27 protein-coding genes, 1 pseudogene and 1 riboswitch are annotated in these 26,646 nt (G+C 68.3%); of the genes and pseudogenes, 18 read left to right on the top strand and 10 right to left on the bottom strand.

Annotation, left to right across the window (positions count from 1 at the left end):
- Positions 1–84 precede the first annotated feature (84 nt).
- Positions 85–609 carry a GNAT family N-acetyltransferase gene (locus ACFPJ1_RS38535; RefSeq protein ID WP_380111280.1) on the top strand — a complete coding sequence of 175 codons (525 nt, stop codon included), beginning with the start codon at positions 85–87 and terminating at the stop codon, positions 607–609.
- On the opposite strand, the gene ACFPJ1_RS38530 is transcribed toward ACFPJ1_RS38535, so the two are convergent.
- The 3 genes from ACFPJ1_RS38530 to metE form a co-directional block, all read right to left on the bottom strand.
- Complete coding sequence (locus ACFPJ1_RS38530) at positions 563–1,642, bottom strand: cation diffusion facilitator family transporter (protein WP_380111279.1); 1,080 nt, start codon at positions 1,640–1,642, stop codon at positions 563–565. The genes ACFPJ1_RS38535 and ACFPJ1_RS38530 overlap by 47 nt on opposite strands.
- The gene (locus tag ACFPJ1_RS38525; RefSeq protein WP_380111278.1) at positions 1,639–2,049 is read right to left on the bottom strand and encodes an ArsR/SmtB family transcription factor; all 411 of its coding nucleotides are present in this window, start codon (positions 2,047–2,049) and stop codon (positions 1,639–1,641) included. Before ACFPJ1_RS38525 ends, ACFPJ1_RS38530 begins: the two co-directional genes overlap by 4 nt.
- Positions 2,050–2,146: 97 nt before the next feature.
- The gene (gene metE / locus ACFPJ1_RS38520; protein ID WP_380111277.1) at positions 2,147–4,489 is read right to left on the bottom strand and encodes a 5-methyltetrahydropteroyltriglutamate--homocysteine S-methyltransferase; all 2,343 of its coding nucleotides are present in this window, start codon (positions 4,487–4,489) and stop codon (positions 2,147–2,149) included.
- A gap of 127 nt (positions 4,490–4,616) precedes the next feature.
- Positions 4,617–4,827: riboswitch (cobalamin riboswitch) on the bottom strand.
- 247 nt (positions 4,828–5,074) lie between these two features.
- On the opposite strand from metE, the gene ACFPJ1_RS38515 reads away from it, so the two are divergent.
- Positions 5,075–5,359 (top strand): hypothetical protein, encoded by a 285-nt coding sequence (locus ACFPJ1_RS38515; protein ID WP_380111276.1) that lies wholly within the window; start codon positions 5,075–5,077, stop codon positions 5,357–5,359.
- 95 nt (positions 5,360–5,454) lie between these two features.
- Positions 5,455–6,621 (top strand): epoxide hydrolase family protein, encoded by a 1,167-nt coding sequence (locus tag ACFPJ1_RS38510; RefSeq protein WP_380111275.1) that lies wholly within the window; start codon positions 5,455–5,457, stop codon positions 6,619–6,621.
- A gap of 105 nt (positions 6,622–6,726) precedes the next feature.
- Here ACFPJ1_RS38510 and ACFPJ1_RS38505 read toward each other — a convergent pair whose 3' ends face one another.
- Complete coding sequence (locus tag ACFPJ1_RS38505) at positions 6,727–7,674, bottom strand: NAD-dependent epimerase/dehydratase family protein (RefSeq protein WP_380111274.1); 948 nt, start codon at positions 7,672–7,674, stop codon at positions 6,727–6,729.
- 56 nt (positions 7,675–7,730) lie between these two features.
- Here ACFPJ1_RS38505 and ACFPJ1_RS38500 point away from each other — a divergent pair, with 56 nt between their 5' ends.
- Entirely contained in the window at positions 7,731–8,357 is a 627-nt protein-coding gene (locus tag ACFPJ1_RS38500) for a DUF2461 domain-containing protein (protein WP_380111273.1), read from the top strand.
- A gap of 1 nt (position 8,358) precedes the next feature.
- Here the strand turns inward: ACFPJ1_RS38500 and ACFPJ1_RS38495 are convergent, their stop codons facing one another.
- Positions 8,359–9,231 (bottom strand): helix-turn-helix domain-containing protein, encoded by an 873-nt coding sequence (locus tag ACFPJ1_RS38495; RefSeq protein ID WP_380111290.1) that lies wholly within the window; start codon positions 9,229–9,231, stop codon positions 8,359–8,361.
- 513 nt (positions 9,232–9,744) lie between these two features.
- On the opposite strand from ACFPJ1_RS38495, the gene ACFPJ1_RS38490 reads away from it, so the two are divergent.
- Both ACFPJ1_RS38490 and ACFPJ1_RS38485 read left to right on the top strand, forming a co-directional pair.
- Positions 9,745–9,936, top strand: coding sequence for a hypothetical protein (locus ACFPJ1_RS38490; protein ID WP_380111272.1), 192 nt, complete (start codon positions 9,745–9,747; stop codon positions 9,934–9,936).
- A gap of 23 nt (positions 9,937–9,959) precedes the next feature.
- Complete coding sequence (locus ACFPJ1_RS38485; RefSeq protein ID WP_132294668.1) at positions 9,960–10,148, top strand: hypothetical protein; 189 nt, start codon at positions 9,960–9,962, stop codon at positions 10,146–10,148.
- 304 nt (positions 10,149–10,452) lie between these two features.
- Here the strand turns inward: ACFPJ1_RS38485 and ACFPJ1_RS38480 are convergent, their stop codons facing one another.
- The gene (locus tag ACFPJ1_RS38480; RefSeq protein WP_132294665.1) at positions 10,453–10,686 is read right to left on the bottom strand and encodes a DUF397 domain-containing protein; all 234 of its coding nucleotides are present in this window, start codon (positions 10,684–10,686) and stop codon (positions 10,453–10,455) included.
- Between the two features lie 521 nt (positions 10,687–11,207).
- Between ACFPJ1_RS38480 and ACFPJ1_RS38475 the strand changes: the two genes are divergently transcribed.
- From ACFPJ1_RS38475 to ACFPJ1_RS38455, 5 genes are all read left to right on the top strand, one after another.
- Positions 11,208–12,035, top strand: a complete 828-nt coding sequence (locus ACFPJ1_RS38475; protein WP_380111271.1) for an SAM-dependent methyltransferase — start codon at positions 11,208–11,210, stop codon at positions 12,033–12,035.
- An 89-nt stretch (positions 12,036–12,124) separates the two neighbouring features.
- Positions 12,125–13,345 carry an APC family permease gene (locus tag ACFPJ1_RS38470; RefSeq protein ID WP_380111270.1) on the top strand — a complete coding sequence of 407 codons (1,221 nt, stop codon included), beginning with the start codon at positions 12,125–12,127 and terminating at the stop codon, positions 13,343–13,345.
- Between the two features lie 100 nt (positions 13,346–13,445).
- Positions 13,446–14,291 carry a SigB/SigF/SigG family RNA polymerase sigma factor gene (locus ACFPJ1_RS38465; protein ID WP_380111269.1) on the top strand — a complete coding sequence of 282 codons (846 nt, stop codon included), beginning with the start codon at positions 13,446–13,448 and terminating at the stop codon, positions 14,289–14,291.
- 155 nt (positions 14,292–14,446) lie between these two features.
- Positions 14,447–15,244 carry a hypothetical protein gene (locus tag ACFPJ1_RS38460; RefSeq protein ID WP_380111268.1) on the top strand — a complete coding sequence of 266 codons (798 nt, stop codon included), beginning with the start codon at positions 14,447–14,449 and terminating at the stop codon, positions 15,242–15,244.
- 134 nt (positions 15,245–15,378) lie between these two features.
- Positions 15,379–16,497, top strand: a complete 1,119-nt coding sequence (locus ACFPJ1_RS38455; RefSeq protein WP_380111267.1) for an NAD(P)/FAD-dependent oxidoreductase — start codon at positions 15,379–15,381, stop codon at positions 16,495–16,497.
- A gap of 3 nt (positions 16,498–16,500) precedes the next feature.
- On the opposite strand, the gene ACFPJ1_RS38450 is transcribed toward ACFPJ1_RS38455, so the two are convergent.
- The gene (locus tag ACFPJ1_RS38450; RefSeq protein ID WP_380111266.1) at positions 16,501–17,352 is read right to left on the bottom strand and encodes a phosphotransferase; all 852 of its coding nucleotides are present in this window, start codon (positions 17,350–17,352) and stop codon (positions 16,501–16,503) included.
- 87 nt (positions 17,353–17,439) lie between these two features.
- Between ACFPJ1_RS38450 and ACFPJ1_RS38445 the strand changes: the two genes are divergently transcribed.
- On the top strand, positions 17,440–17,919 hold the full coding sequence (locus tag ACFPJ1_RS38445; protein WP_380111265.1) for a GNAT family N-acetyltransferase: 480 nt from the start codon (positions 17,440–17,442) through the stop codon (positions 17,917–17,919).
- Here the strand turns inward: ACFPJ1_RS38445 and ACFPJ1_RS38440 are convergent.
- Positions 17,892–18,851, bottom strand: a complete 960-nt coding sequence (locus ACFPJ1_RS38440) for a MarR family transcriptional regulator (protein WP_380111264.1) — start codon at positions 18,849–18,851, stop codon at positions 17,892–17,894. The genes ACFPJ1_RS38445 and ACFPJ1_RS38440 overlap by 28 nt on opposite strands.
- Positions 18,852–19,048: 197 nt before the next feature.
- On the opposite strand from ACFPJ1_RS38440, the gene ACFPJ1_RS38435 reads away from it, so the two are divergent.
- From ACFPJ1_RS38435 to ACFPJ1_RS38425, 3 genes are all read left to right on the top strand, one after another.
- Entirely contained in the window at positions 19,049–19,936 is an 888-nt protein-coding gene (locus ACFPJ1_RS38435; RefSeq protein WP_380111263.1) for an ABC transporter ATP-binding protein, read from the top strand.
- A complete protein-coding gene (locus tag ACFPJ1_RS38430; RefSeq protein ID WP_380111262.1) occupies positions 19,933–20,775 on the top strand; it encodes an ABC transporter permease in 843 nt (280 codons plus the stop codon). The genes ACFPJ1_RS38435 and ACFPJ1_RS38430 overlap by 4 nt, the downstream gene beginning before the upstream one ends.
- A gap of 120 nt (positions 20,776–20,895) precedes the next feature.
- Complete coding sequence (locus ACFPJ1_RS38425) at positions 20,896–21,843, top strand: TIGR03560 family F420-dependent LLM class oxidoreductase (RefSeq protein WP_380111261.1); 948 nt, start codon at positions 20,896–20,898, stop codon at positions 21,841–21,843.
- 31 nt (positions 21,844–21,874) lie between these two features.
- Here ACFPJ1_RS38425 and ACFPJ1_RS38420 read toward each other — a convergent pair whose 3' ends face one another.
- Positions 21,875–22,975, bottom strand: coding sequence for a sigma-70 family RNA polymerase sigma factor (locus ACFPJ1_RS38420; RefSeq protein ID WP_380111259.1), 1,101 nt, complete (start codon positions 22,973–22,975; stop codon positions 21,875–21,877).
- A 62-nt stretch (positions 22,976–23,037) separates the two neighbouring features.
- Between ACFPJ1_RS38420 and ACFPJ1_RS38415 the strand changes: the two genes are divergently transcribed.
- Positions 23,038–23,685 carry a DinB family protein gene (locus tag ACFPJ1_RS38415; protein ID WP_380111258.1) on the top strand — a complete coding sequence of 216 codons (648 nt, stop codon included), beginning with the start codon at positions 23,038–23,040 and terminating at the stop codon, positions 23,683–23,685.
- Positions 23,686–23,693: 8 nt separating this feature from the next.
- A pseudogene (locus tag ACFPJ1_RS38410) lies at positions 23,694–24,236 on the top strand (maleylpyruvate isomerase family mycothiol-dependent enzyme); the annotation flags it as partial.
- A gap of 82 nt (positions 24,237–24,318) precedes the next feature.
- On the opposite strand, the gene ACFPJ1_RS38405 reads toward ACFPJ1_RS38410, so the two are convergent.
- Positions 24,319–25,101: an alpha/beta fold hydrolase gene (locus ACFPJ1_RS38405; protein ID WP_380111256.1), complete on the bottom strand. Its 783-nt coding sequence runs from the start codon at positions 25,099–25,101 to the stop codon at positions 24,319–24,321.
- A 376-nt stretch (positions 25,102–25,477) separates the two neighbouring features.
- On the opposite strand from ACFPJ1_RS38405, the gene ACFPJ1_RS38400 reads away from it, so the two are divergent.
- Positions 25,478–26,646: DUF222 domain-containing protein (locus tag ACFPJ1_RS38400; protein ID WP_380111255.1), on the top strand; the 1,169-nt coding region annotated here is incomplete at its 3' end.

Here is a 26,646-nt window from a genome sequence, read left to right as displayed (position 1 = left end):
TCTTCCTGGCCGGGTTTCAGTGTGCCTTCACCCAGTACGTAGAACCCACCGGCCCGCTTTCGACACGAGTGGAAGGATGGGCCGGTGACTTCTTCTCTGACGGTACGACGCGGCGCCCGCTCCGACGTGGACGCGGTGCTCGGGCTCCTCGATGGGGCGACCGAATGGCTGGTGGCGCGGGGACTGACCGAGCAGTGGGGGACCGAGCCGCACTCGACCAACCCGCGGCGGATCGAGCAGATCAACGGCTTCGTCGACGACGAGGGATTGTGGGTCGCGGAGACGGCGGACGGACGGGTCGTCGGCGCGCTGGCGGTGGGCGCGGCGATGCCCTACGTGCCGCCTGCGACCGAGCCGGAGCTGTACGTCCGGCTGCTGGTGACGGACCGCGCGTCGAGCGGGACCGGCATCGGCACCGACCTGCTGGAGCACGCCCGCTCACTGGCGCGCCGGCTCGGCGTGAACCTGCTCCGGGTGGATTGCTTCGCCGGTGGCGACGGGGCCCTGGTCCGGTACTACGAGAAACAGGGATTCACCCGCGCCGAGCAGTTCGCAGTACCGGTCAAAGACTCGGAATGGCCTGGTCAGATTCTGATCCAGCGGCTGTGATCGTGCCGGTGGCGGGTCGATGGACCACGCCATGCGCGTCGCTGCAGTGCACGTCCCGCTCGTCGCCGGAGGCGTGGTCGACCTGGAGCGTCGAGTGCGTCAGGTGGTGCCGCTCGGCGAGTAGCGCCTCGATCTGACCACGGATCTGGTGACAGTCCAGGCCCTCGCGGACCAGGATGTGCGCCGACGCGGCCGGCTCGCCCGAGGTGATCTCCCAGACGTGCAGGTCGTGTACCTCGACCACTCCCGGTACTGCGCACAGCTCGGCGCCGACCGCGGCCGGATCGAGGCCCGCGGGTGCTGCCTCGAGGAAGATCCGGCCGGAGTCGCGGACCAGGCCGATCCCCGCCTTGAGCATCAGCGCGGCGACGATCAGCGCGGCGATCGAGTCGGCCTGGGCGAAGCCGGTGAGCAGTACGACCAGACCGGCGATCGCGGTCGCGACGAAGGCGAACAGGTCGTTCAGGATGTGCTGGAAGGCGCCCTCGACGTTCAGGCTCGAGCGGTTCGCCTTGCTGATCAGCCAGGTCGCGATCAGGTTCACCACGATGCCGACGACACCGGTGATCAGCACCAGCGCGCCTTCCACCTCGGGCGGGTGGATCATCCGGTTGATCGCCTCGTAGATGAAGAACGCCGCCAGCAGCAGCAAGGTGATCCCGTTCGCCTGCGCGGACAAGATCTCGACCCGCTTGAGCCCGTAGGTGAACCCGCCGGCGGGGGGCCGTGCGGACAGCCGGATCGCGATCAGCGCGAGGGCGATGGCGGCGGCGTCGGTGAGCATGTGCGCCGCGTCGGTGATCAGCGCCAGCGACCCGGCCGCGAACCCGACGATCACCTCGGCCGCCATGAACGCGAGGATCAGCGCGAGCGCGCCACTCAGCAGCTTCCGGTCGGCATCAGCGTTGACGCCGTGTCCGTGCCCATGGCCGTGTCCGGCGCTCGGGATCGCGCCAGCGGCGCTCGGGCCGGTGTCGAGGCCGGCGCTCGAGGTGGCGCTTTGGGTGGCGCGGTGGTCTTGGCCGGCGCTCATGAATTGCGCTCCGGGTGGATGGCATCGGTGTGCTCGGTGTGGGCGACCGCGAGGTCGACGAGCATCCGGACGTGCGCGTCGTCGAGCCGGTAGTAGGCCATCCGCCCGTCCCGGCGGACCGAGACGACGCGGTGGGCACGCAGCAACCGCAGCGCGTGGGAGGTCGCGGACTCGCTCATCCCCGTCACCGCGGCGAGATCGCAGACGCAGAGTTCGCCGTCCAGGAGGGCGACCAGCAACTTCAGCCGCCGCGGGTCGCCGAGCAGCCCGAACACATCGGACGTGTCGACGACGTCCTGCTCCGAAGGCATCCTGGCATGGACGGCCGCCACCCGCTCCGGATCGACCAGCCGCACGTTGCAGGCGTCGATCGCGGCGGGAGCTTGCACATCTGCAGAACTCTTCATACGTCGACGGTATCCGATCCGCCCGCCCGACGCGAGTCTCCGCGGTGACGACCGGGACCAGACTTCCGACAGAGCCTGGTCCCGGCCGGCCGTGGGGTCAGGACGGGAGGGTGCCTCGTACCTCGTGGGGCGGGAGGGTGCCCCGTACTTCGTGGGCCGCGTCGACGAGGTGCTGCAGGGAGTCGCGGACCTCTGGCCAGCCGCGGGTCTTCAGGCCGCAGTCGGGATTGACCCAGAGGCGTTCGGCGGGGATCGCGTCCAGGCCCTTCTGGAGCAGGGAGACGATCTCGGGGGTGCCGGGCACGCGGGGTGAGTGGATGTCGTAGACCCCCGGGCCGACCTCGCGGGGATATCCCGCGTCGCCGAGTTCGTGCGCGACCTGCATGTGCGACCGGGCCGCCTCCAGGCTCGCCACGTCGGCGTCCATCTCGTCGAGCGCGCTGAGGATGTCGCCGAACTCCACGTAACACATGTGCGTGTGGATCTGCGTGTCCGCGCGGACGCCGCTCGTCGTCAGCCGGAAGACCTCAGTACCCCAGGCCAGGTACGCCGCACGATCTGCCTTCCGCAGCGGCAACGTCTCGCGCAGCGCGGGCTCGTCGACCTGGATCACCGAAGCGCCGCCCGCCTCCAGGTCATTCACCTCGTCCCGCAGAGCGAGTGCGACCTGACATGCGGTCTCGCTGCGCGGCTGGTCGTCGCGGACGAACGACCAGGCCAGCATCGTCACCGGCCCGGTGAGCATCCCCTTGACCGGCTTATCGGTCTGGGACTGCGCGTACTGCGTCCAGCGGACCGTCATCGCCTCCGGCCGGGAGATGTCGCCGGCGAGCACCGGCGGCCGCACGTACCGCGTGCCGTACGACTGGACCCACCCGTGCTGGGTCGCGACGTACCCGTCCAGCTGCTCGGCGAAGTACTGCACCATGTCGTTGCGCTCCGGCTCGCCGTGCACGAGCACGTCCAGTCCGGCCTTCTCCTGGAACGCGAGCACCTCGCGGATCTCCGCCTCGATGCGTTCGTCGTACTGCGTCCTGTCGATCCGCCCGGTGCGCAGATTCGCCCGCGCGGTGCGCAGCTCGGTGGTCTGCGGGAACGAGCCGACGGTGGTTGTCGGGAGCAACGGCAGGCCGAGTCGCGCCCGCTGGGCGGCTGCCCTCTCCGGGTAGGCCACCGAGCGGCGGCTGTCCGCCTCGGTCACGGCGGCGACGCGAGCCCTGACCTGCGGGTTGTTCGTCAGCGCCGAACCGGCTCGTGCCTCCAGCGCCGCGCGATTGGCGGTGAGCTCGGCCGCTATCGCCTCCGTGCCTTCGGTGATGCCGCGGGCTAGCGTGACGATCTCGGCGGTCTTCTGCCGGGCGAACGCGAGCCAGGCAAGGACTTCCGGGTCGATGTCCTTCTCTGCCGCGACGTCCAGTGGGACGTGGAGCAGCGAGCACGACGAGCTCACGTCCACCTGCCCGGCCAGCCCCATCAGCGTGGCGAGGGTGGACAGCGACCTGGACAGGTCGTTGATCCAGATGTTGCGGCCGTTGACGACGCCCGCGACCAGCCGCTTGTGGCGTAGCCCGGCCACAGACGCGAGCGCGTCGAGGTTGGTCGCGGCAGGCCCGGTGAAGTCGATCGCCAGGCCTTCGACCGGCGCCTTCGCGAGCACGGGAAGCGCCTCGCCGAGGCGATCGAAGTACGACGCGACGAGGAGCTTCGGGCGATCCGTGAGTCCACCCAGTACTGCGTACGCGCGGGCCGCAGCGTCCAGCTCGTCGGCCGTGCGGTCCTGCACAAGCGCAGGCTCATCCAGCTGGACCCACTCGGCGCCCGCTGCGCGTAGGTCCGCCAGGACTTCTCCGTACGTCGTAAGGAGTTTGTCGAGCAGCGACAGCGGTTCGAAGCTGTCGGGAACACCTGGTGCGCGTTTCGCGAGCAGCAGGTAGGTGACCGGGCCCACGAGGACCGGCCGCGCGTTGAGGCCTAGCGCGACGGCCTCTTGCAGTTCGGAGACCTGCTTGGTGGTGTCAGCCGTGAAGAGGGTGTCCGGGCCGAGCTCGGGGACCAGATAGTGGTAGTTCGTGTCGAACCACTTCGTCATCTCCAGCGGCGCGACTTCCTGCGTCCCGCGCGCCATCGCGAAATAGCCGCCCAGCGGATCCGCCTCGACGGCAACGCGGTACCGGTCGGGGATCGCGCCGAGCATGACGGTGGTGTCGAGCACGTGGTCGTAGTACGAGAAGTCACCGGTCGGGACCTCGTCGATGCCGTCGGCGGCGAGCTGCTGCCAGTTGGCCCGGCGAAGCTCGGCGGCGGTCTGCCGGAGGGCGTCCGCACTGACGGTGCCCTTCCAGTAGCCCTCGATGGCCTTCTTCAGTTCACGGTTCTGACCTTGCCGGGGGTAGCCGTACACGGTGGCGCGTGCTGCCGAGGCTGCGGACTGCGTAGTCAAGCGTCTCTCCTTCGCGAGCTCGTCTCGAAAGACCACGGGCCTCGAAGGGGACAGCCGGCGCGCCCCCGAGAAAGGAAGCTGCGCGCGCCGACCTTCCCACGAGGTCACCGAGATCACCACGGGCGACGGGCGCACGTGGGCAGTGGCAGGTCTTCGGACTCGCGGGCATGTCTGTCGCCAGACACCTACTGGCCGTCGCTTCCCAGGCCGGGGGCCCAGTGCTGATGACGGCGGTCGTTCCCACTCACCGCTGCGGGGCAGTCCCGGAATTCCACCGGGTTCCCTCTTGCGACGTCCTGCCTGGCGGGCAGGACGAACCAGCTGCACTCATCAGCCTACGTCCCCGCCTCAGGGCCCGAAATAGGAGTCCACGGGGTGGCACGGTGATGCCACTGTCACTAACGGTCGTGGGGTTTGAGACGATCGTCACGCGGGAGTATGTCCTGAGTAAGGACTGTGTGAAGATTCGCTGCTGACGGCTCTGTGAATGTGGCCCGGCGTGCTGAGAACCGTAGGTTCGGAGAGGTGTCAGTCGAAGTCAGGAGTGAGCGAAGTGCAACGGGGCAGTCGGGTCGTGCCGTCGGCATGCCCGCGAAAGCCGGCGTCAGCGTGACGACGGTCAACAAGATTCTCGCGGTCGCGGGAGTGGTTTTGCTGCTGGGCGGTCTGACGCTCGGCTTCCGGTCGATCTCGGCCTCGGGGACCAACTGCGGTTCGGTGTTCCAGCCCGCCGCCGGTATCACCCCGATGGCGTGCGACGGCCGGCTGAACAGCTCGTCCACCATCGTGACGCTGGTCATGGTCGCCGGCGCCCTCTGCCTGGCCACCGCCCTCGCCATCAAGGTCCTCCGCGACCGCGTCCGCGTCTGAGCGCAACGAGGTCGAACCACCAGGAGCGGTCGAACCTCCAGGTCCAGGAGGAAATTGCCTGCAGGGGATGACGACTCTGAGGCAAGGTAGTCGCGATGAGCATCGAACCGTTTCGTCTCGACGTTCCCCAGTCCGACCTCGACGATCTGCACGCCAGGCTTGATCGGGTGCGGTGGCCGGACGAGTTGCCCGGGGTCGGGTGGAGCTACGGCGTACCGCGCGACTACCTGCAGGAGCTCGTGGCGTACTGGCGGGACGAGTACGACTGGCGGGCCGAAGAGGCGAAGCTCAACGAGTGGCCGCAGTTCACCACCACCATCGATGGCGCGACCGTGCACTTCGTCCACCTCCGATCGCCCGAGCCGGACGCCACTCCGCTGCTCATCAGCCACGGCTGGCCTGGGTCGATCGTGGAGTTCCAGCAGATCGCCGGCCCGCTGTCGAACCCGCGCGCGTACGGCGACCCGGCGGACGCGTTCCACCTCGTGATCCCGAGCATCCCGGGCTTCGGCCTGTCCGGGCCCACCCGGGAGACCGGCTGGGAGCTCCTGCGAGTCGCCGGCGCCTTCGCCGAGCTGATGGATCGCCTCGGCTACGACCGGTACGGCGTACAGGGTGGTGACTGGGGCGCGGGGATCTTGCGGGAGCTCGGGCGGATCCACCCCGAGCGCGTCGTCGGAGTACACCTGAATCTGATCCCCGGGGGAGGGGTGACCGCGGAGCCGACGGAGGACGAGCTGGCGCCGCTGGAACCGTCGGAGCGCGAGCGCACGATCGCGTCGTGGCGGCGGTACCAGGCGTGGGTCAAGGACCGCCAGGGGTACGCCGACCTGCAGATGACCCGGCCGCAGACTTTGTCCTACGCGTTGACGGACTCCCCGGTCGGGCAGCTGGCCTGGATCGTGGAGAAGTTCAAGGAGTGGACGGATTCCGCCGAGCGGCCGGAGGACGCGGTCGACCGCGACCAGATGCTCACCAACGTGATGCTCTACTGGCTCACCGGGACCGCCGGATCGGCCGCGCGGATCTACTACGAACGCGCGCACGCGGACTACTGGGGCAAGCCGATCGAGCCCTCCACCACCCCGACCGCGCTCGCCGACTTCGCCTACGACAACTTCATCCCGCTCCGCCACATCGTCGACCGCACGAACAACATCACCCGCTGGACCTCGTACCCGCGCGGCGGCCACTTCCCCGCCATGGAGGTCCCCGACGTCCTCGTCGAAGACATCCGCGCCTTCTTCCGAACGCTGCGCTGAACCCTGCGCCGACTCAGGGGCGCAGGACGAGCTTGCCGCGCACCATCAGGTTGCCCTTGGCAAGTGCACTGGGGTGGATCTGCGGCCTGAATGGCGCGCATGCTTTCAGGCGACCTTGAGCTTGCCGTTGTCTACCAGCCAAGCGATCGCCTCGAGCGTGGTGCTCAGGGCCGAGTGGCCAGGGCGGAAGCCGAGCAAGCGGGCAGCCTTCTCCATTGAGCAGTGCGGGCTGTGGGCGATGTGGTCCCAGGTGATCTGGGCGTCCTGTTCGGACACGGTCTTCGTCCACTCCTCCCAGGGGAGGAACGTCAGCCGGGGTTCGCGGCCGAACCACCGCGCCACGCCCTCGGCGTACCCGCGAAGTGTCAGCGCGCCGTCGGCGACGGCGTGGAAGCTCTCGCCGATCGCGGCGGACCGGTTCGCCATCGCGGCCAGGAAGACGCCGGCCATGTCGGCGGCATGCACGTGCTGGACGGTCTCGAGCCCGAGGTTGGGCAGCGCCAGTTCGTTGCCCTGCGCAAGCGTCTCGAAGACGGCGAGGTCGAGATGACCAGCAGGGTTGACGGGCGCCCAGCCGGGTCCGCTGATGTGTCCGGGGTGGATCACGGTCGCGGGCAGCCCGTCGAGGTTCAGTAGGTAGCGCTCGATCGCGGCCTTGGCGATGCCGTACTCGCCGAACGGCGTCCGGAGCGCGTCCTCGCGGGTCGGCACCGACGCACTGGGCCCGTGCACCCAGATCGTGCCGCAGTGCAAGAAGTGCTGCACCTCGCCGCGCAGCGCCTCACCCAGTTGCCGGGCGCTGTCCTCGGTGAAGCAGATCAGGTCGATCACCACGTCCGCCCGCAGGTCGCGGATCCGCGCGCCGAACGTGCCGGCCGCATCCTCGGCCGCCCGGTCCACGGTCTGCGTCTCGACCTGCCGCCAGGCCGAGCTCGCCCGGTACGGCGATCGCTGCCCCCGGCTGAGGACGACCACCTCATGGCCTGCCTGCACGAGCTCCGGAACCAGATAGCTGCCGATATGACCGGTACCACCGATGACGACTATGCGCATGCCCCCACCCTAGGCCGGGGGCGATCCGGCCTGACTCGGCGAACTATCGTGACCGCATGAGCTTCACCGGTTTCCCGACGGCCGCCCTGGACTTCTACGACGACCTGGAGATGGACAACACCAAGTCGTTCTGGACGGCGCACAAGCAGGTGTACGAGGAGTCGGTTCGCGCACCGATGGCAGCGCTGCTCGCGGAGCTCGAGGAGGAGTTCGGCACGGCCAAGATGTTCCGCCCGTACCGCGACGTCCGCTTCGCCAAGGACAAGACGCCGTACAAGACCCACCAGGGCGCGTTCATCGACCTCGGTCCGTCCACCGGCTGGTACGTCCAGATCTCGGCACCCGGGGTCCGCGTCGGCGCCGGCTTCTACGAGGCGCCCTCCGACCGGCTGGCACGCATCCGTACGGCGATCGACGACGAGCGGCGGGGGTCCGAGCTGGAGAAGCTGCTCGCGGATCTGCAGACGGACGGCTGGACGCTCGGCGGCGACAAGCTGAAGACGACACCGCGCGGGTACGACGCCGAGCATCCGCGGATCGACCTGCTCCGGCACAAGTCGATGACGCTGGGCCGGTCCTACGGCTTCGAGCCGATCATCCACTCGCACGAGCTGGTCGACCAGATCCGCCGCGACTGGCGCGCCACCGGGCCGTTCCTCGACTGGATCGCCGCCAACGCCTGAGTCAGCGATCGAAGTCGTGCAGGATGCCGGCCAGGATGTCGCGGGTCTTGCTCGGCGGGGGAGCGGCGACGCAGAGCGCCTCCATGGTGGCCGTGTACTGGTCGAGGTCCTCGAGCTTGTCCAGGTAGAGCGCGCTGGTCAGGTGCTCGATGTAGACGATGTCCGGCAGATCCTGCTCCGGGAAACGCAGGATGCTGTACGCACCACCGGTGGCCGCGTGGCCACCGGAGTTGAACGGCATCACCTGCAGCGTCACGTGCGGATTGTGTGTCGCCTCGATCAGCGCCTCGAGCTGGACCCGCATCGCCTTGACGCCACCGATCGGCCGGCGCAGTACCGACTCGTCCACCACGGCCCAGAGGCGGACCGGGTTCGGCCTGGTCAGCACTTCCTGGCGGCTGACCCGCAGGGCGACGCGGCGCTCGACCTCTTCGGCCGGGATCAGCCCGCGGCCGAGCTGGACGACGGCTCGCACGTACTCCTGCGTCTGCAAGAGACCGGGGACGAACTGCAGCTCATAGGTACGGATCAGCTGAGCGGCGGCCTCGAGGCCGAGGTAGGAGTGGAACCAACTGGGCAGCACGTCGCCGAAGCGGTGCCACCAGCCGGGGTTGTTCGCGTCGCGCGCGAGCGCCATCAAGCGGTCGCGCTCTTCCCCGTCGTCCAGTCCGTACAGCGTCAGGAGGTCGCGGACGTCGCGCTCCTTGAACCCGACCCGGCCAAGCTCCATCCGGCTGACCTTGGACTCCGACGAGCGGATCTCCCACCCCGCGTCCGACCGGGTGATCCCGGCCGCCTCACGCATCCGCCGCAAGTGCGCTCCGAGGATGATGCGAAGCGCGGTCGGCCCGCTCTGAGCGCCCGACTCCGTCACACTCACCTCCGACGCCCCAGTTCGAATCCAACGGCAGTTGTCTGCCCACCCCGACCAAATCATCGCACGTCGAGACGGCGATCTGGCGAAGTTCTTACATAGGTATCGCATTTCCTGTCCAACCGGCGAGTCCCGGCTGGCATCGATGCCAGTCCGAGCGGCCTCTTCATGACTGTGTGTGACCGTCCGATCGGGTGCCCATCGGCCGGATCTGACCCGCGCGGCCGGGATCGCGGAGGCGGAAATCGCTTCCCGGTCAGCTAGATCGGCAGGTTTGAGACTCAGATCGGTGCTTTCGGCACGCTCAGAGGCCGTCCCGATGGTCACAACTCAAAAACGTGCGGATGCACGTGCATCGGGCGCTTGCATTCGTATCGTGCGACCGCCATGATTGCTTCATGCACAGAAGGTGAGCTGAATCTCGCGAAAAGTGACAATGCGTGATGCAGCAGGCCGGTCCACAGATCCGTCGGCGCGGTACCGCCGGCATGACTGGTTGGGGAACCCGAGTCGATGAGAAACCACGACACCGAGCCCGTCGAGTACGTCGCCGACACCAGTGGCGAGCGTGCCCCCGACGAGCTGACCGAACGGGAGATCCAGGACCTGGTGGCGCGCTGCCCCGAGCAGCAGCGCTGGGCCTTCGAAGGCTGGCTGCGCGGCGTCCGTCAACTCGACGGGGATCCGATCGTGAGCCTGGGATGAACACCGATCGAGGAGGCCGAAAAATGGTGCGGATCTGGTTGGGTGACCACCTGATCGCCGAGTACGTCGCGGAGCCGGACCGGGCATCGCGGTACCAGCGGGTGATGACGCCCAAGTTCACCGGTCTGCGCATCACCGTGGACAGCGCCGCCGCCCCGAACGCGGCCTCGGAGCTTCCCAGCGAACAACTCTGGCCACTCACGGTCCAGTGATGTCCGTGGCGGCTCTTAGTAGTAGAGCCGCTTCGGTGAGAAGTACTGCTCTTGAGAGTGCAGGAGAGCGAGACCTGCCACTAGTGATGTCCCACTAGTCCTAAGGCCGCGGCGCGGGCGCCAGGGAAAGCCTCGCGTCGCGGAGCGCAGTACCGGTCGAGGCCGGCCTTCTAGCGGAAGGCCGGCCTTCGTCGTTCCCGGCGGCGGTCGCTGTCTTCCCGGACCGCGCCGGCCGGTCGCAGACGTTAAGAGGCCCCTTCACCACTCGCCTGGTGAAGGGGCCTCTTGCCTTGCCGGAATCTCTCTACGCGAGGTCGTCGAACTCCCCGTCTTGAACGCCGCCGAGGAACGCCTCGATCTCGGCCTTGGTGAAGACCAGCGCCGGTCCGTCGGTGTGACGCGAGTTCCGCATCGCCACACCACCGCCGGGAAGCTTCGCTACCTCTACGCAGTTGCCGTTCGGGCCACTCCGCTGACTCTTCCGCCAGGTCAGCTCGCTCATCGAGTCGCCGGGCATGCCGTTGTAGACAGCAGTCATCAGCTGCACCTTCCGTACGTCTTTGGCATATGCACGTGCATTTGGGCTTGCATTTGCATCGTACACGTTGGAGGGCCTGGTGTCCGGTGCATTACGAGGCGTGCTGGTGCGCCGCTCAGGACCGGCGTGTTGGTCGCTTTCGGTGACGGAAACCGGAGAAAACCCGATGAAGAGGTGCCGGCGGAACCCCTGGGTGACCGGGGATGGCGGCACCTGGTCGGCGGGGTCGGCGGGGAGCCTCGTGAGGATATGCCGGGACGGGCCGGCGAGAGGTGATGAAAGAACCTGGCGAAGATGGTCGGAGAACTGGCGGAGCGGATCTCAACCGGAACTCAATCGTTTGGGTCAGGACGTTCGGGCGTAACTCGGGAACCCCTTGCCTAGTTGAGAGATCAGGCACTCCGCAAGGCTTCGTCAAATCTCTACCAGGACACTCCCGCAAGCGCCGCACCAGAGATCTACTGGTATGCGAGTGCATTACGATGACGGCAACGATTCCCTACAACACAAAGGCTGCGCCGATGGCGACTCCCGACGGCCCGGAAGCTCCTCCGGAGTTCGACACTTCCCAACCCACCATCGCGCGCGTCTATGACGCCTTGCTCGGTGGCAAGGACAACTTCGCCGCCGACCGCGAGGGTGCGGCGACCTATCTGAAATACGTCCCGGACGCCGGTCGCTGCGCGATCGAGAACCGGGAGGCCCTCGTCAAGGGTGTGCAGTACCTGGTGCGAAGTGCGGGGATCGACCAGTTCCTGGACATCGGCAGCGGGCTGCCGACGCAGAAGAACACCCACCAGGCGGCTCAGGAGATCAACCCTGACGCCAAGGTGGTCTACGTCGACAAGGATCCGATCGTGCTCGCCCACGGGCGTGCGCTGCTGGCGACGAACAACAGCACGATCGTCGTCACCGCGGATCTGCGCGACCCGCAGAGCATCCTCGACAACGAGGAGATCAAGAACCACCTGGACTACAGCCGGCCGGTCGCGCTGATGATCGTCGGCATCCACATGCACTTCCACGACGACGAGAAGCCGGACGAGTGGGTCCGGACGATCATGAACCAGTTGGCCCCGGGCAGCTACCTGTTCATCACCGACTTCGTCGACACCGGCGAGCCGCTGCAGAAGGCGATGGAGCAGGCCGGCCTGGAGAGCCTGGGCAACGGCTGGATCCGGACCCCCGAGCGGATCGAGCAGCACTTCCTCGGTCTGCCGCTGGTGCCCCCGGGTATGGACTTCCTGGCCCGCTGGTTCCCGGAGGACCCGGAAGGCGACGTGCCGGACGTCGAGGACCTGCAGCCGTACCAGCGCATCCTGATGGCAGGGATCGCCAAGAAGGGCTGACCCCCCTTCCAACACACGCGGAGAGCGCGCGGCCTTTCGGGGACGCGCGCTTTTCGCTGTCCTCGTGATCCACTGCTCTGGTGGTGGAGATGCGCAGGCAGCTGGGGCTGAGGGACGCGGTCGTCGTCGGGTTGGGGTCGATGATCGGCGCGGGGGTGTTCGCCGCCTTCACCCCGGCCGCCGAGGCAGCCGGGTCGGGCTTGCTGATCGGCCTGGCGGTGGCCGCGGTGGTTGCCTACTGCAACGCAACCTCGTCGGCGCGGCTGGCCGCGCGGTACCCGGCATCGGGCGGCACCTATGTCTACGGCCGCGAGCGGCTCGGTCCGTTCTGGGGGTACCTGGCCGGCTGGGCGTTCGTGGTGGGCAAGACCGCCTCGTGCGCGGCGATGGCTCTGACGGTCGGCTCTTATCTCTGGCCAGACCAGGCGCACGCCGTCGCCGTCGCGGCGGTAGTTGCGCTGACTGCGCTCAACTACTTCGGGATCCAGAAGGCGGCCTGGCTCACCAGGATCATCGTCGCCGTCGTCCTGCTGGTTCTGATCGTGGTCGTGGTCGTCTGCCTGACCTCTGGGAGTGCCGATCCCGGCCGCCTCGCGATCGGTGGTGACGCGACCTATCGAGGCGTGCTCCAGGCCGCCGGGCTGCTGTTCTTCGCCTTCGCCGGCTATGCCCGGATCGCGACGCTGGGCGAGGAGGTCCGCGATCCGAGCCGCACGATCCCGCGAGCCATTCCGCTCGCGTTGGCGATCACCCTGATCACGTACGTCGCGGTGGCCGTCGCGCTGCTGGTGGTTCTCGGGCCCGAGCGGCTCGCGGCGAGTCCTGACGCGGTGGCGGCCGCGGTCCGGGAAGCGGGTGCGCCGGAATTGGTGCCGGTGGCAAGGATCGGGGCGGCCGTGGCGGCGTTGGGGTCTCTGCTCGCGCTGATCCTCGGGGTTTCGCGGACGACGCTGGCGATGGCGCGTGACCGGCATCTGCCGACGGCGCTTGCCGAGATCCATCCGAAGTACCAGGTCCCGCATCGTGCGGAGCTTGCGGTCGGGGCGGTGGTCGCAGTACTGGCTGCGCTGGTGGATGTCCGTCAGGCGATCGGGTTCTCGTCCTTTGGAGTGCTCTTCTACTACGCGATCGCCAACCTGTCCGCGGCGACCCTTCGCTCGGAGGAGGGGCGGCCGCCGCGCGCGGTACCGGCGGTTGGGCTGGTGGGGTGTTTGACGCTGGCGTTCGCGCTGCCGTGGTCGTCGGTTGTCGCCGGTGGGGCGGTTCTGCTGCTGGGGGCGATTCTCTATGGCGTACGCCACAGACAGTGACGATGCATGGGCCAGCCGAAACAGGGTACGGGCTCAATCAGGTATTTGACCGTGGTCCAGAGATGTGCCACGCCGTGACTATGCGTCGCGAGGTCAATCCATGCATTCCACCCTCAGCACCGTTCTTTTCCACTCCAGCGCCGAGCCCGTGCCGACCCAGTGTTCCTCCGCCCAGGATCGGGCCGCCAGGGAATCCGCCACCAGGGAACTGCTGGAGCGCAGGGAAGCCAGCACCGACGAGTTCGAGCGGCAGGAGTTGCTCGAGGCCGTCATCGAGCTGAACATCGAGATCGCCCGGGGCGTCGCCCGCCGTTTCCGCGGCCGGGGCGCCGAGGCAGAGGATCTCGAGCAGGTCGCCTACCTCGGTCTGGTCAAGGCGGCCCACCACTACCGGCTGGACGCGGACACACCGTTCATCGGGTTCGCCATCCCGACCATCCGCGGCGAGGTGAAGCGGTACTTCCGCGACTGCGCCTGGACCGTCCGGATCCCGCGCCGGCTGCAGGAGATGCAGGGCACGATCGCCGCCAAGATCCCCGTGCTGGAGCAAGAGCTGAACCGCGAACCCACTCCGGCCGAGATCGCCGAGCATCTGGGCGTCGAGGCGGGTGAGGTGGAACAGGCGATGGCAGCCAAAGGCTGCTTCAACGTGCTGTCGCTGGATCGCCCGTCCGACGTGGACGCCGATCTGACGCTGGCCGATGTGGTGGCCGACGAGAACGACAGGTCGGTCGATCAGTTGGAGACCGTCGACATGCTCCAGCCGGTGCTGGAAGACCTGGGCCCGCGCGAGCGGCGGATCCTGCAGTTGCGCTTCATCGAGGGCTGGACCCAGTCGGAGATCGGAAAAGACATCGGTGTCAGCCAGATGCAGGTGTCCCGGGTGCTGCGCCGCATTCTCGATGAGCTGCGCGCCAAGTTGTCCCCGATTCCAGCCGTTGCCTGAAACTGGTTGACATCGACTTCGAGGCGGTTGGTCGCCGTGGCCGAGGGCAACTGAACAACTCACCTGTCCCGGTGGTGCCGGACCGCGCGAGATGCGGGCAGAATGAGAAGTCTCAATAGCGATCGACACGGAGACTGGACGCTTTGCCCTTCAGGATGATCAGGACGCTGCCGGCGGACGCGGTGACCATCGTGCGGGCCTACCCGCCGATGGTGATCTGCTTCGCCGCGGCCCTGGCGCTGACGGCGCTGGTCTTCGACGTGTTCTACCTGGTCGCGAGCCCGGGGCTGACGTTGGCGGCGGTCTACACGATCCCGGTGCTGGCCGGGCTGATCGCCGGGCTGGTGGCCGCCGCCGACGACGTCGAGCTGGAACGGCGCGTGCTGGTCCGGACGATCGTCGCGACCGTTGCCGTCGGCATCACCAATATGGTGGTGGTGGCGATGATCTCGGCGATGCGCCGGACCGGGCCGTCGGACTGGGGAGCAGGCGGCCGGGCGGTCCTGTTCGCCGGCTGCACGGTGGTGTCCGTCGCCATCACGATCGTTGTTACCGGCAACCTTATCCGCAGCCTCGGGCTCGACCTCAAGACCAAGCCGCGGAAGAAGCGAAAGAAGGAGTATGTGCCGCCGCCCGCGCTGGCTCGGCCGAAACCGCGGGTGAGCAAGGAAGCCGCCGCTCGCGCCAAGGCGGTCCACGTCGAGCCGGTGGAAGAGCCGGAGTACGACGAGGCCGCGCTGGGTCGGCGCGCGGAGCCGGTGCCGGCTCTCACTCCGCCTGCCTATCTACCGCCGCCGCCGAAGCGGCTCGACCTCGACGAGGCCCGGCCGGTCACGCCGTGGGCCGAAGGCACCGGCCACGCCGACCGTCGCGCTGCTCGCGGCGCCCGCCGCATCCCCACCGTTCCCCCATCGCGCCGCCCGTACCGCCACGGCCGCCGCGGCGAACGCTGAGTCCACCGGGCGCGCGCTCATCCGTGCCTTCCTCGAGGTCGTCCGCGACCTGGGCACCCCTGAGCTCAGCTGATCGCGAGGTTGGCGGCTGGGGCAGGCTGGAGGGGTACGTTCGGGTGACGGTGGGAGGGCTTGTGGAGTGGGATCTGGTGGTGGTCGGGGCCGGGCCTGCGGGTGCGGCGGCGGCACTTGGTGCGCTGGCGGCCGAGCCTGGGCTGTCGGTGCTGTTGCTCGATCGCCAGGACTTCCCGCGGGACAAGGCATGTGGGGACGGGATCGCACCGCACGTATTCGATCTGCTGGCCGAAGTCGGTGTCACCGGCCTGGTCGACGACCGCACTCCGGTCCGCCGGCTCGCACTGCAGCGCGGTGATCTCAAGGTCGACCGGCTGATGGAGCGGCCCGCGTGGGTGGTTCCCCGGACGATCTTCGACCAGCGGCTCGTCGAGGCAGCCCAGGCGGCCGGCGCGGAACTCCGCCGGCACCGCGTTCGTGCTCTCGACGTACGGCGCTCAGCTGTGCGGGTGGACGACCTGTTCGAGGCCCGGGTGGTAGTCGGCGCGGATGGAGCGCATTCAGTGGTACGCCGGACGCTGGGGCTTCCGGCGGGTCCTACGGCGCTCGCGCTGAGGGGATACGCGCCGACGACTGCGGGTCGTTCCGCCCGACAGGTGATCGTGTTCGGGACGGCGCGGCAGCTGTCGTACGCGTGGTCGTTCGATCGGGGTGACGGGCTGTCGAACGTGGGGTACGGGGAGCAGTTGCTGGCCGGACGTCCTCGGCCGTCGCGGGCCGAACTGCTCGACCGGCTGGAGGAGTTGCTGCCAGGCGCCGGGGAAGGTGGGACCGAGTGGCGAGGGCATCATCTGCCGCTGTCGAGTTGGTCCTGGCGGCCTGCGGATGGGCGGGTGCTGCTCGCGGGCGATGCCGCTGGGCTGATCAATCCGATGACTGGCGAGGGGATCTACTACGCCGTCGCCACGGGGTTGCTGGCGGGGCGAGCCGCCGCCGCTGCTGTCCGGCGCGACGACGGCGGCGCGGGTTCGGAGTACAGGCGATCGACGGCTCGGTTGCTTGCTCGGCATCTGCGGCACACCGCGTTGACGGCACGTCTGTCCCGTTCCGGGCGGGTCCTCGATGCGGGCATCCGAGCTTCCGCGGCCGATCAGCGCGTCTTCGACGACCTGGTCGAGCTCGGGCTCGCGGCCGGGCGGATCACGCCGGCCATGCTTCGTGGGCTGGTGACGAAGTAGTCGTCAGTCGAGGATCGTGGCGATGGCTTCCTGGGACCACTCGTCGAACAGGCGCCAGCGGTTGTCCGGGAAGAGCGTGTACTGCGCTTCCACCGCCCAGTGCAGCCGGAGGAACCAGAAGATCCCGACGATCGCCGGGTCGACGAACTCGCGTGGATCGATGCCTTGATCGACCAGTAGCAGGACAAGGTCGACGTCGGCCGGCGCGAGCACCGGACGCTGCCAGTCGATGACGCGGTACCCGTCGGAGGTGATGAAGATCTGGTCGGCCTTCAAGTCGCCGTGAGTGACCTGGGGAGTCGCGGTGAGCGCGTTCAGGACGGCGTCGCCGGCCGCCCACGTTCGAACTCTCCGCACACTCTCGAGGTCCGTCAGCGTGAAGCGTCCATCCGCCAGCAGCTTCTCGTGCCGTTCGAGCACCTCGTCGACGAGGTTCGACCAGGTTCGTTCGTCCCCGATCGTGAGGTAGGTCGGCAGCTGCCCGTCGATCTCGCCGATCCGGGTCACCAGGCGACGGCCGTGTTCGACGAGCTCGATCGGTTCCAGGTCCAGGTCGGCCAGCAGCGGGGCGTCGATCCACTCGATCGTCATCGACCGGGACGCGTCCAGCCCGCCGAGGTCCTGGTGACCGGGGAGCAGCTTCGACGTGGCTGCCTGGTAGAACTCCGGCTCCACGGTCGGCGGGAGTTGCGCCTTGTAGACGAGCTTCCTGCCGTCGCCGAGCAGGACCCGCTGGACACACGACAGCGGCCATACGTGGATGGTCTCGCGCTCCTCGATCGGAGCGCCCAGCGCTTCGGCGAGCTCGTCGTCGGTGTGCAGGGCGATGTCGCTGAAGGCAGGGTGTCTTTCCACCTCCCAGACTCTTCCGGACCGCCGCCCGAACCACAACACCTCTGCAGCCGGTCGTGCGAGGGTGGGATGGCGCAGAGAGGGGAGCCTGTGATCGAGATCCGACGCGGCGAGGTGGGGGACGTGGCGGCCGTCTGGCCGCTGTGGGCCGGCATGGTCGAGCACCATCGGGCCGTGGCCGGCGATGACTGGCCGGTCCGTACTGCGGAAGCGGCGTGGGCGATCCGCCGGGAGCAGTACGTCGGGTGGCTCGAGGACGGCAGCGGAACGTTGCTGCTGGCAACTGATGACGACGAGCTCGTCGGCTACGCGATGCTGCAGGTCCAGCCGTCCGGTGCGACGTGGGACCTGGGCGCGTCCATCGGGGAGTTGGAGTCACTGGCAGTCGCGCCGGAGGCTCGGGGCGCCGGGGTGGGGCATCGGCTGATGGAGGAGTGCCGAGCCTTGTTGCGGGAGGCGGGGATCGAGTACTGGACAGTCGGTGTGGTCGAGGTGAACGAGGGTGCGGTTCGCCTGTATGAGCGTGAGGGGTTCCGGCCGTTCTATCGGCAGATGCTTGGTTCGGTCTGATCTTTGAGAGCGGCACGTTGGATTGGCGTTAGGCGGTTGGGGCTGGCGTCGACTGTGTAGGTGGCGGTGCCGGCGGGGCGGAGTACGAGGGGGTCGGTGAAGTCTTTGTAGGTATGGGCTGTCTCGAGGGCGGCGGTGACGCGGTCGGTTGGCCAGTCGAGGGCGGTTGCCAACTGGGGTGCGGTGAGCGGGCGGGCTGCGTGGAAGAGGGCGGCCAAGAGGGTCATCGCGTCTTCCGCTGCGCCTGCAGCCGGGCCGCCAGACATGTCGTTGCTGAGTTGCTGGAAGAACTCGCTCATCTGTTCCAGCCGTGCGCCGGCTGGAGTGCTGGGCTGGAGCAACTCGGCGCCCTGTCGGGCGGTCGCGGCCCAGTTCGCGTTCGCGCGGGCGCTGGTCTTCCATGCCTGGATCCAGATGTCCTCGGCGATGAGGTAGTGCTCGTGGCGGCCTCCTCGGTCGTCCGGTTCGCGGCGGACCAGCTCCACCTGCTCGAGGTAACCGATCGCCTTCGAGACCGAGGCAGGACTGACCTCCAGGTGGCGAACCAGCTCAGCGGCGGTGAGGCTCGGGGAGTCCGCGGTGTAGAGGTGGGAGAGGACGCGGGCGGCCATTCTGGGGACACCGGTGTCGACCATGGTTGCCGCGAAGTGCTCGGCGAACTCGCGGACCGCTTGGGGATCCCGGCCGTAGGCATCCACCTCCGCGGGCTGCTCCACGTTGCCGGCCGGCCTGCGCCGGCGAGCGCGAGAACTGGTCGCGTAGTGGGCGTGGTCGGCCCGGTAGCCACGGGCGCCGCCGTTGCGTGCGATCTCGCGGCTGATGGTGGAAGTGGGGCGATCCAGCCGCCGGGCGATCTCGGCGTACCCGTGTCCCTCCGTCAACCCGGCCGCGATCGCCAGCCGGTCCTCGTGGCTCAGCCGGCCTCCTGGCATCGCTTGTCTCCTCCTCGGTGCGTTCACCGGCAGCTCATTGCAACGGTCGCTGAGACTGTGTTGCGTTTGTCGCCAAAACCATTGCAACAATAGCCTTTCCGGCGCTCGATTTCCTAGGCGTATGGTCCTGTGAGCGTTGCCTGCGCCTGAAACGCAACGTAGCTTCCTCGGCATCAGGGAGATTCTGGGGAGGTTGGATGACCGACGGTGAAGTCGTGCTCGACGTCGACGGGCTGCGGATGCGGTACGGCGCGACGGAGGTGCTGCACGACGTGGCGTTGCGGGCCCATCGAGGCGAGGTGCTGGCGCTGCTCGGCCCGAACGGCGCGGGCAAGACCACCACGATCGAGATCCTCGAGGGCTTCCGGCTGCGATCGGCCGGCCGGGTCGAGGTACTCGGCGTGGACCCGGCGCACGGTGACGAGCGCTGGCGCGCGCGGCTGGGCGTAGTACTGCAGTCGTGGCGGGACCATGGCAAGTGGCGGGTGCGTGAGTTGTTGTCCCACCTGGGCAGCTACTACACGCCGTACTCCGCCGGCGCGATCCGGCGGCCGTGGGACGCCGACGAGTTGATCGCTGCGGTCGGGCTGACCGAGCACGCTCACCAGAAGGTCAGGACCTTGTCGGGTGGACAGCGGCGTCGGCTGGACGTCGCGATCGGCATCGTCGGCCGGCCCGAGGTGCTCTTCCTGGACGAGCCCACGGTCGGCTTCGACCCGGCCGCGCGGTACGAGTTCCACGAACTCGTGCAGCGACTCGCGGGCGATCAGGGCACCACGATCCTGCTCACCACCCACGACCTGGACGAGGCGGGCAAGCTCGCCGATCGCATCCTGATCCTCGCCGCCGGGCGCATCGTCGCCACCGGTACTGCGGCCGACCTGACCCGGCAGATTGCCGGGGAGGACGAGGTGCGCTGGACACTCGACGGCAAACCCTGCGTCGAGTCGACCAAGGACTCCACGGTCTTCGTCCGCGAACTCTTTACGCGGTACGGAGAGGCGATCGGAGAGCTGGAGGTCCGCCGAGCTTCCCTGGAGGACACCTATCTGACCTTGGTCCGGCAGAGCGAGGTGGCTCGGTGAACCCGCGCGGTGTGGCGGTGCGCGCGGGCTGGCAGCGCGGGATCATCGAGCTGCGACAGTCGTTCACCAACGGCGCGGAACTCCTCAGCCACTTCCTCTGGCCGGTACTGATGCTGATCGCGCTGTTCTTCCTGCGGGACAAGGCTTTCGGCGGATTCCAGCTCGGCGCGCTGGTACTGCCGAGCATGCTCGGGATGAACGCGGCGATGGGCATGGTCTCGATGAGTCAGCAGCTGACTGCCGATCGCGAGGACGGCACGTTGCTGCGGGCGAAGGCGACGCCGAACGGTATGCTCGGCTATCTCGTCAGCAAGGTGGTGTCGGTCGCCGGGGGACTGCTGGTCGATCTGGCGATCCTGCTGGTGCCGGGGTTGATCATCATCGACGGGCTGGCGACCGGGAGCATCGACTCGTGGTTGACGCTCGGCTGGGTGCTCTTGCTCGGACTGCTGGCGACATTGCCGATCGGCGCGATCCTGGGTTCGGTGTTCACCAGTGCTCGGGCTCAAGGGTTGATCCAGCTGCCGATCCTGGCGTTGATCGCGATCTCGGGGATCTTCTATCCGATCACCGCGTTGCCCGACTGGCTGCAGTGGATCGCTCAGCTGACGCCGATTTACTGGCTCGGGCTGGGGATGCGCTCAGCTTTGTTGCCGGAGGCAGCGGTCGGGGTAGAGCTCGGCGACTCCTGGCGGCACCTCGAGACGATCGGCGTGCTCGGAGTGTGGGCGGTGCTGGGCCTGCTTGTCGCTCCCGTCGTACTGCGCCGGATGGCTCGGCGGGAGTCGGGGTCGAGCGTGGCGAGCCGACGGGAGAGGGCGCTGCAGCGGATCGGGTGAGCCCGCAGTTCGGGGTGCGCGGCTGTGGTTCGGGGTTCGCGGCTGGGGTGGAGCGATTCCTTTCGGGGTGGTGCGTGGTCTATCCGATAACGCACCACCCACGTTGGAAGGACTCCCGTCATGCCACTCAAGTACAGCCTGTTCCTGCCGACCGGCTTCGCCCAGGACCTGGCCGGCTTCGCCGATCCGCAGGAGGCGTACGACCTGTTGCTCGAGCTGGTTGCGGCCGCCGAGCAGGGCGGGTTCGACGCCGTCTGGATGCCGGACCACCTCCAGACCGTGCCGCCCTCGCAAGCCTATCTGTTCGAGTCCTGGTCGTTGCTGTCGGCAATCGCCGGGCGGACCGACCGGATCCGGATCGGCCAGCTGGTCAGCGGGAACGGATACCGCAACCCCGCGCTGCAAGCGAAGATGGCGTCCACCGTTGACGTGCTCTCCAACGGGCGGCTGACCTTCGGCATCGGTGCCGGCTGGTACCAGCGCGACTACGACGCCTACGGGTTCGAGTTCCTCTCGGCACCCGAGCGGTTGCGGCAACTGGGTGAGGCGATCCAGATCATCCAGTCGCTGTGGACCAACGACGTCACCAACTTCGACGGGAAGTACTACCAACTGGTCGAGGCGATCAACCAGCCGCGGGGGATCCAGCAGCCGCGGATCCCCATGATGGTCGCCGGTGGTGGCGAGAAGGTGACGCTGAAGCTCGTCGCCAGGTACGCGGACCTCTGCAACGTGATGGAGTCACCGGCCGGGGCTGAACGCAAGTTCGGGATCCTGCGGGACCACTGCGCGACGGTCGGCCGGGAGTACGACGAGATCCGGCGCACGGTGACCACGCACTGCCTCATCACCGACACCGACGAGGAGGCCCGGGCCGCGTTGTCCCCGGGGATGGGCCTGTTCTATCCGGGCGACTTCGGGTCGTATCTGTTGTACGGGACGCTCGACACCGTGCGCGAACGCATCCAGGCGTACCAGGCGGCCGGCGTACAGGAGTTGATCGTCGGGTTCCATCAGTCGACCGATCCGGAGGCGATCAGGCGGTTCGCGAAGGAGTTCGTCAGCTGAGCGAGCCAGGTCGTCTGAGCGAGGCGGTTCGTCAGCTGAGTGCGGCGGGCAGGTCGAGCAGGGCGAAATGCTCGGGGCCGACGAAGGAGGTGATGCCGCAGATCTTGTCACCGCGGAAGTCCAGCACGGTGATCGCCCAGCCGAGGTGCTCGGCGTCCGGGGCGGTGCCGAGGTAGCAGGCGACCGCGGGCTGGCCGTTCGCCGTGGTCGTCCGGTTGCGCCAGCTCGGGCACCTGGTCAGCGGGACCTCGACGGCGAAGTCCATCGCCGCCTTGATGCCGCTGTACCAGTGGCCCATCGGCGGCATCGCCCAGGTGACGTCCTCGGTGAGCAGCGCGACCAGGGCGTCGGCGTCCCCGCGTTCGAGCGCGGTCGAGTACTGCGTGACGATCTCCTCCAGCCGCGCGTTGCCGATCTCGCGGATCGTCTGCTGCTGGGTGACGGCCGGGACCTTCTCGTCGACGAGCTTGCGGGCCCGCTGCAACGCGCTGTTCACCGACGCCGTCGAGGTGTCCATCATGGTGGCGATCTCGGCGGCGCTGAACCCGAGCACCTCGAACAGCAGCAAAGCCGCGCGCTGGTTGCCCGGCAGGTGTTGCAGAGCCGCGACGAAGGCGAGCTCGACCGCCTCACGCTGCTCGTAGCGAGCCACCGGGCCGCCGGCGAGGTCGCCCGCGGAGTACGGACCGAGCCAGGCGATCTCGGTCAGCGGGGGATCCTCGAGGACCGCGCGGTCGCTCGACGGGCTCAGGTCCATCGGCAGCGCGCGGCGGCCGCGGCTCTCGACCAGGTCGAGGCAGGTGCGGGTGGCGACGGTGTAGAGCCAGGAGCGCAGGGTGCTGCGGCCCTCGAAGCGGGCCAGACCGCGCCACGCGCGCAGCAAGGCGTCCTGCAGAGCATCGTCGGCGTCGTGGGACGAGCCGAGCATCCGGTAGCAGTGGGCGTGCAACTCGCGCCGCAGCGGCTCCACCAGCCGCGTGAACGCAGCGTCGTCTCCCGCCCGGGCCGCGGCGAGATCCTCCTGCCCGAGGTCTGCTTGCGCGGCGAGGTCCGCCTGCGCGCCAAGGTCCTTCTGCGCGGCAAGGTCCTTCTGCGCGGCGAGGTCGGTCTGCGGCAAAGAAAGTTCGCTCACACCGATGAGTCTGCCTCATCCCCGGAGTCCTACCTCTGAACCAGACGAATCAGGAGGATCCGATGGACCCGAAGTCAGACCTGCACCGCTACCTCCAGGCCGCGCGCGAGGACCTGCTCTGGAAGCTCGAAGGCCTCTCCGAGTACGACGTACGGCGGCCGCTCACGCCGACCGGCACCAACCTGCTCGGCCTGGTCAAACACCTGGCCGTCGTCGAGTTCCTGTACTTCGGGCTCGTCTTCGACCGGACCGTCGAGGATCCGCCCGAGTACCTGCTGAGCCAGGACGGCGAGGTCAACGGGGACTTCTGGGCGACTGCCGACGAGACTCGCGACGACATCCTCGACCTCTACCGCCGGGCCGCGGTGCACGCCGACGCCACGATCGAGGCGCTCGACCTGGACACGGTCGGTTTCGTGCCCTGGTTCTCACCGTCGATGCAGAGGCTCTCGCTGCACGCGGTGCTCGTGCATGTGGTCGCCGAGTGCCACCGCCACGTCGGTCATGCTGACATCGTGCGCGAACTGATCGACGGAACCGCCGGGCTGTCCCGTGACGAACCCTTCCTGCCGTCCGACGACCCCGCCTGGTGGGACGAGTACCGCGCCCGGGTGAGCGACGCCGCGGAGGTGAGCGGTGCGGTGGCTACGCGGGCGGGTGGTACGGCGGCTGCACAGGCGAGCGGCGCTGCGCAGGTGGTGGACGCGTGAGCGAGGTGATGGCGTGGACGGAGGCCGAGCGGCTCAGCTTCGCGGACCTGCTGGAGGATCTCGACGAGCACGAGTGGTCGGTGAACTCGCTGTGCGCCGGGTGGACGGTACGGGAGGTCGCGGCACACCTGACGATGTCGACCCGGCTCACGCTCGGCGTCGCGATCAGGGGTGCGGTCCGCTCCGGCGGCAGCTTCGACCGGATGGAGAACAGGTTCGCCCGGGAGCGAGCCGTACGGTTCACATCCGCCGAGTTGATCGCACAGATCCGGGAAACGGCGGCTTCGCCTCGCCGCGCCCCGGGAGCGAAGCCGCTCGATCCACTGCTCGACGCTTTGGTGCACGGCCAGGACATAGCGCGGCCCCTCGGGCGTCAGCGCGCAGTACCTGTCGAGCCGGCGCTGGCCGCGCTGGAGCACGCGCGGACGAGTGCGTTCTATGGCGCCCGCAAGCGATTCCGAGGCCTGAGGTTGGTGGCGACGGATGCGGACTGGGCCGCGGGTGATGGCGCCGAGGAGATCCGTGGCCCAGTCAGCGATCTCCTCCTCCTGGCGACCGGCCGTCCTGCCGGACTGGCAGGAACCTCCGGACCGGGAGTCGCCCGGGTCGAAGCACACCTGAAGGTCTGGCCCGTCAGTCCAGGAAATCGAGCACCAGCGGACTCGCGGTCGTCTGGAACTCATGGAAGTACGCGTGTCGAGCGCCGGGGATCACGTGGGCGCGGGCGTCGGGGATGCGGTCCGCCAGTACTGCGGCGTTGGTGGCCGGGCTGAATACGTCGTCCGCACCATGCAGGATCAACGTCGGCGCCTTGATGGCGGGTAGTTCCTCCCATGCCTCGTGGTTGTTGCTCGCGACCAGATGCCGCGCCTTGGCGTACGTCGGCATCGTGGAGTCACCCAGTACGTCGTACGGGCCGGGGTGTTCGGCGAGCCAGCCGGGCGTGTACATCAGGTCGAGCAGGATCCGGTCCCGCCCGGTCTGATCCGCCTGTGCGAGTGCCCGTCGGATCTCCTGACTCCGCTCGTACCCGTGCTTCTTGCCGGGCGACGTACAGCCGAGAACCAACCGGCGGACGCGCCCGGGGTACCGAATCGCCACCCACTGCGCGACCCGTCCACCCATCGACGTCCCATAGACATCGGCGACCTCTATCCCGAGGCGATCCAGCACCGCCGCCATGTCATCGGCGAAGCCTTGCGTGCTGTAGACCTCATCCGGCCGGTCGCTGTCCCCAGTCCCACGCCAGTCCATCGTGATGGTCCGATACGAGCCGTCGAAGTCTCCCCGCACGGCATCCCACCACCGATGGTTGTTCGCCTGCCCCGCCAACAACACCAACGGCGCCCCAGAACCCTTTACCTGGTACGCGATCCGAACCCCGTCGCTCGCCATCGCGAACCCGACCTCACTCATAGCGCCTCGCCATCCCAGGCCGGGTCCGTGGTGCGACCTCCACCTCCTGCTCCCACCCATCCACGGTGCGGCTCCGCCGCTGACAAACAGGTGTTCCGCCTCGGCGCCACGCACCGCCGGGGTGGTTCCTGCATCCCGCGCCCGACACGTGCGACACCTCTCCGACTTCTCTTTGGCTGGCGTTCTGGTTGTAGGTCCTGCTCAGGTTCTCATGCGTCCTACACACTCTTCCCCTGGATCCACAGGTCAGCTGGGGTTGTGGACACCTCGTCCGTATTCGGAGCCTGCACCCAATTCCGGCCATCTTTCGGAATCCCTTACAAATAAGGGGCTTCCGGACCAGAAACTGTCGGAGGCGATGTCTAGGGTCTGGGGTATGGAGATTCTGGGTGAGCGGCCGGTGTGGTCGATGAGCGACAGCGAACAGCTGGCGACTCTCGATGCCCTGCAGGCTGAGATCTCCCGGTTGCAGACCTACCATCTGCAGGTTCTGGCCGCGTACGACGCCACCGGCCACGCCGCCACCCTCGGCGCCGGCGACACCGCCCGGCTGCTGGCGTTTCGGCACCGTCTCGACCCGGGCGTGATCAAGCGTGACCTGGCGCTGGCCAAGGCTCTCAAGAAGTATCCCGCCGTGGCCGACGCCCTCCCACCGGTCAACCCCGACCCCGACACCGACACCGACCCCGACGGTGTGGACGCCGACGGCGGCGACGCAGCTGCCGATGCCGGTACGGGTGTGGGGGTGGTGTTGTCTCCGGCGCAGGCCGCGGCGATCGTGTCCGAACTGGAAGGCGTCCCCAAGACCGTCGCGGTGGAGGACCTGGCCGTGGCCGAGGAACAACTCGTCGCGCTGGGCCGCCACTTCAACCCCTCGGAACTGCGCAAGGCCGCGCGCCGGGCCCGGGACCTGCTCGACGCCGACGGCCCGGCGCCGGAGGAGGACAAGGCCTACGCGCGGGAAGAGTTGCGGGTGAGGACCGCGGACCGGGGGGTGAAGTTCAGCGGCTACCTGGCCAACGAGAACGCCGAACTGTTCCAGGCCCTGATCCTCGAGGGTTCCAAGCCCCGCAAGACCGTCACCGGCGAACTCGACCCCCGCTCACCGGACAAGCGGCGCGCCGACGCCCTCACCGACGTCCTCAACGTCGCCTCCAACGCCATCACCACCGCCACAGCGGCTGATCCCGCCGACACGGCCGGATCAACGCTCGACTCTGCCGAGGCCGCCGGACCACCAAGCGGCACCGGCACTCCAGACGCGGCCGGTCACGCCGCCCAGACTGGCGCCGCCGCGACAGGTGCCGCCGGGAGTGATGCCGCAGGGCGTGGTGCCGCGGCGGTGCCCGGGCACGGCCCGAAAGCGCACATCACGATCACCATCGACCTCAAAGACCTCACCGACGCAGGCGCCCACGCGGTCGGCACCCTGGTCCACGGCGAAGGACTGTCCGCCGGCGCCATCCGGCGGCTGGCCTGCGAGGCGCAGATCATCCCGATCGTGCTCGGCGCCAACTCCGAACCCCTCGACGTCGCCATGGCCCA

It is taken from the genome of Kribbella qitaiheensis (assembly GCF_042657745.1).
GTDB classification, from domain to species: Bacteria; Actinomycetota; Actinomycetes; order Propionibacteriales; family Kribbellaceae; genus Kribbella; species Kribbella qitaiheensis.
The sequence above is the reverse complement of the archived record's forward strand: the minus strand, read 5'-3'. Positions and strand labels throughout refer to the sequence as shown.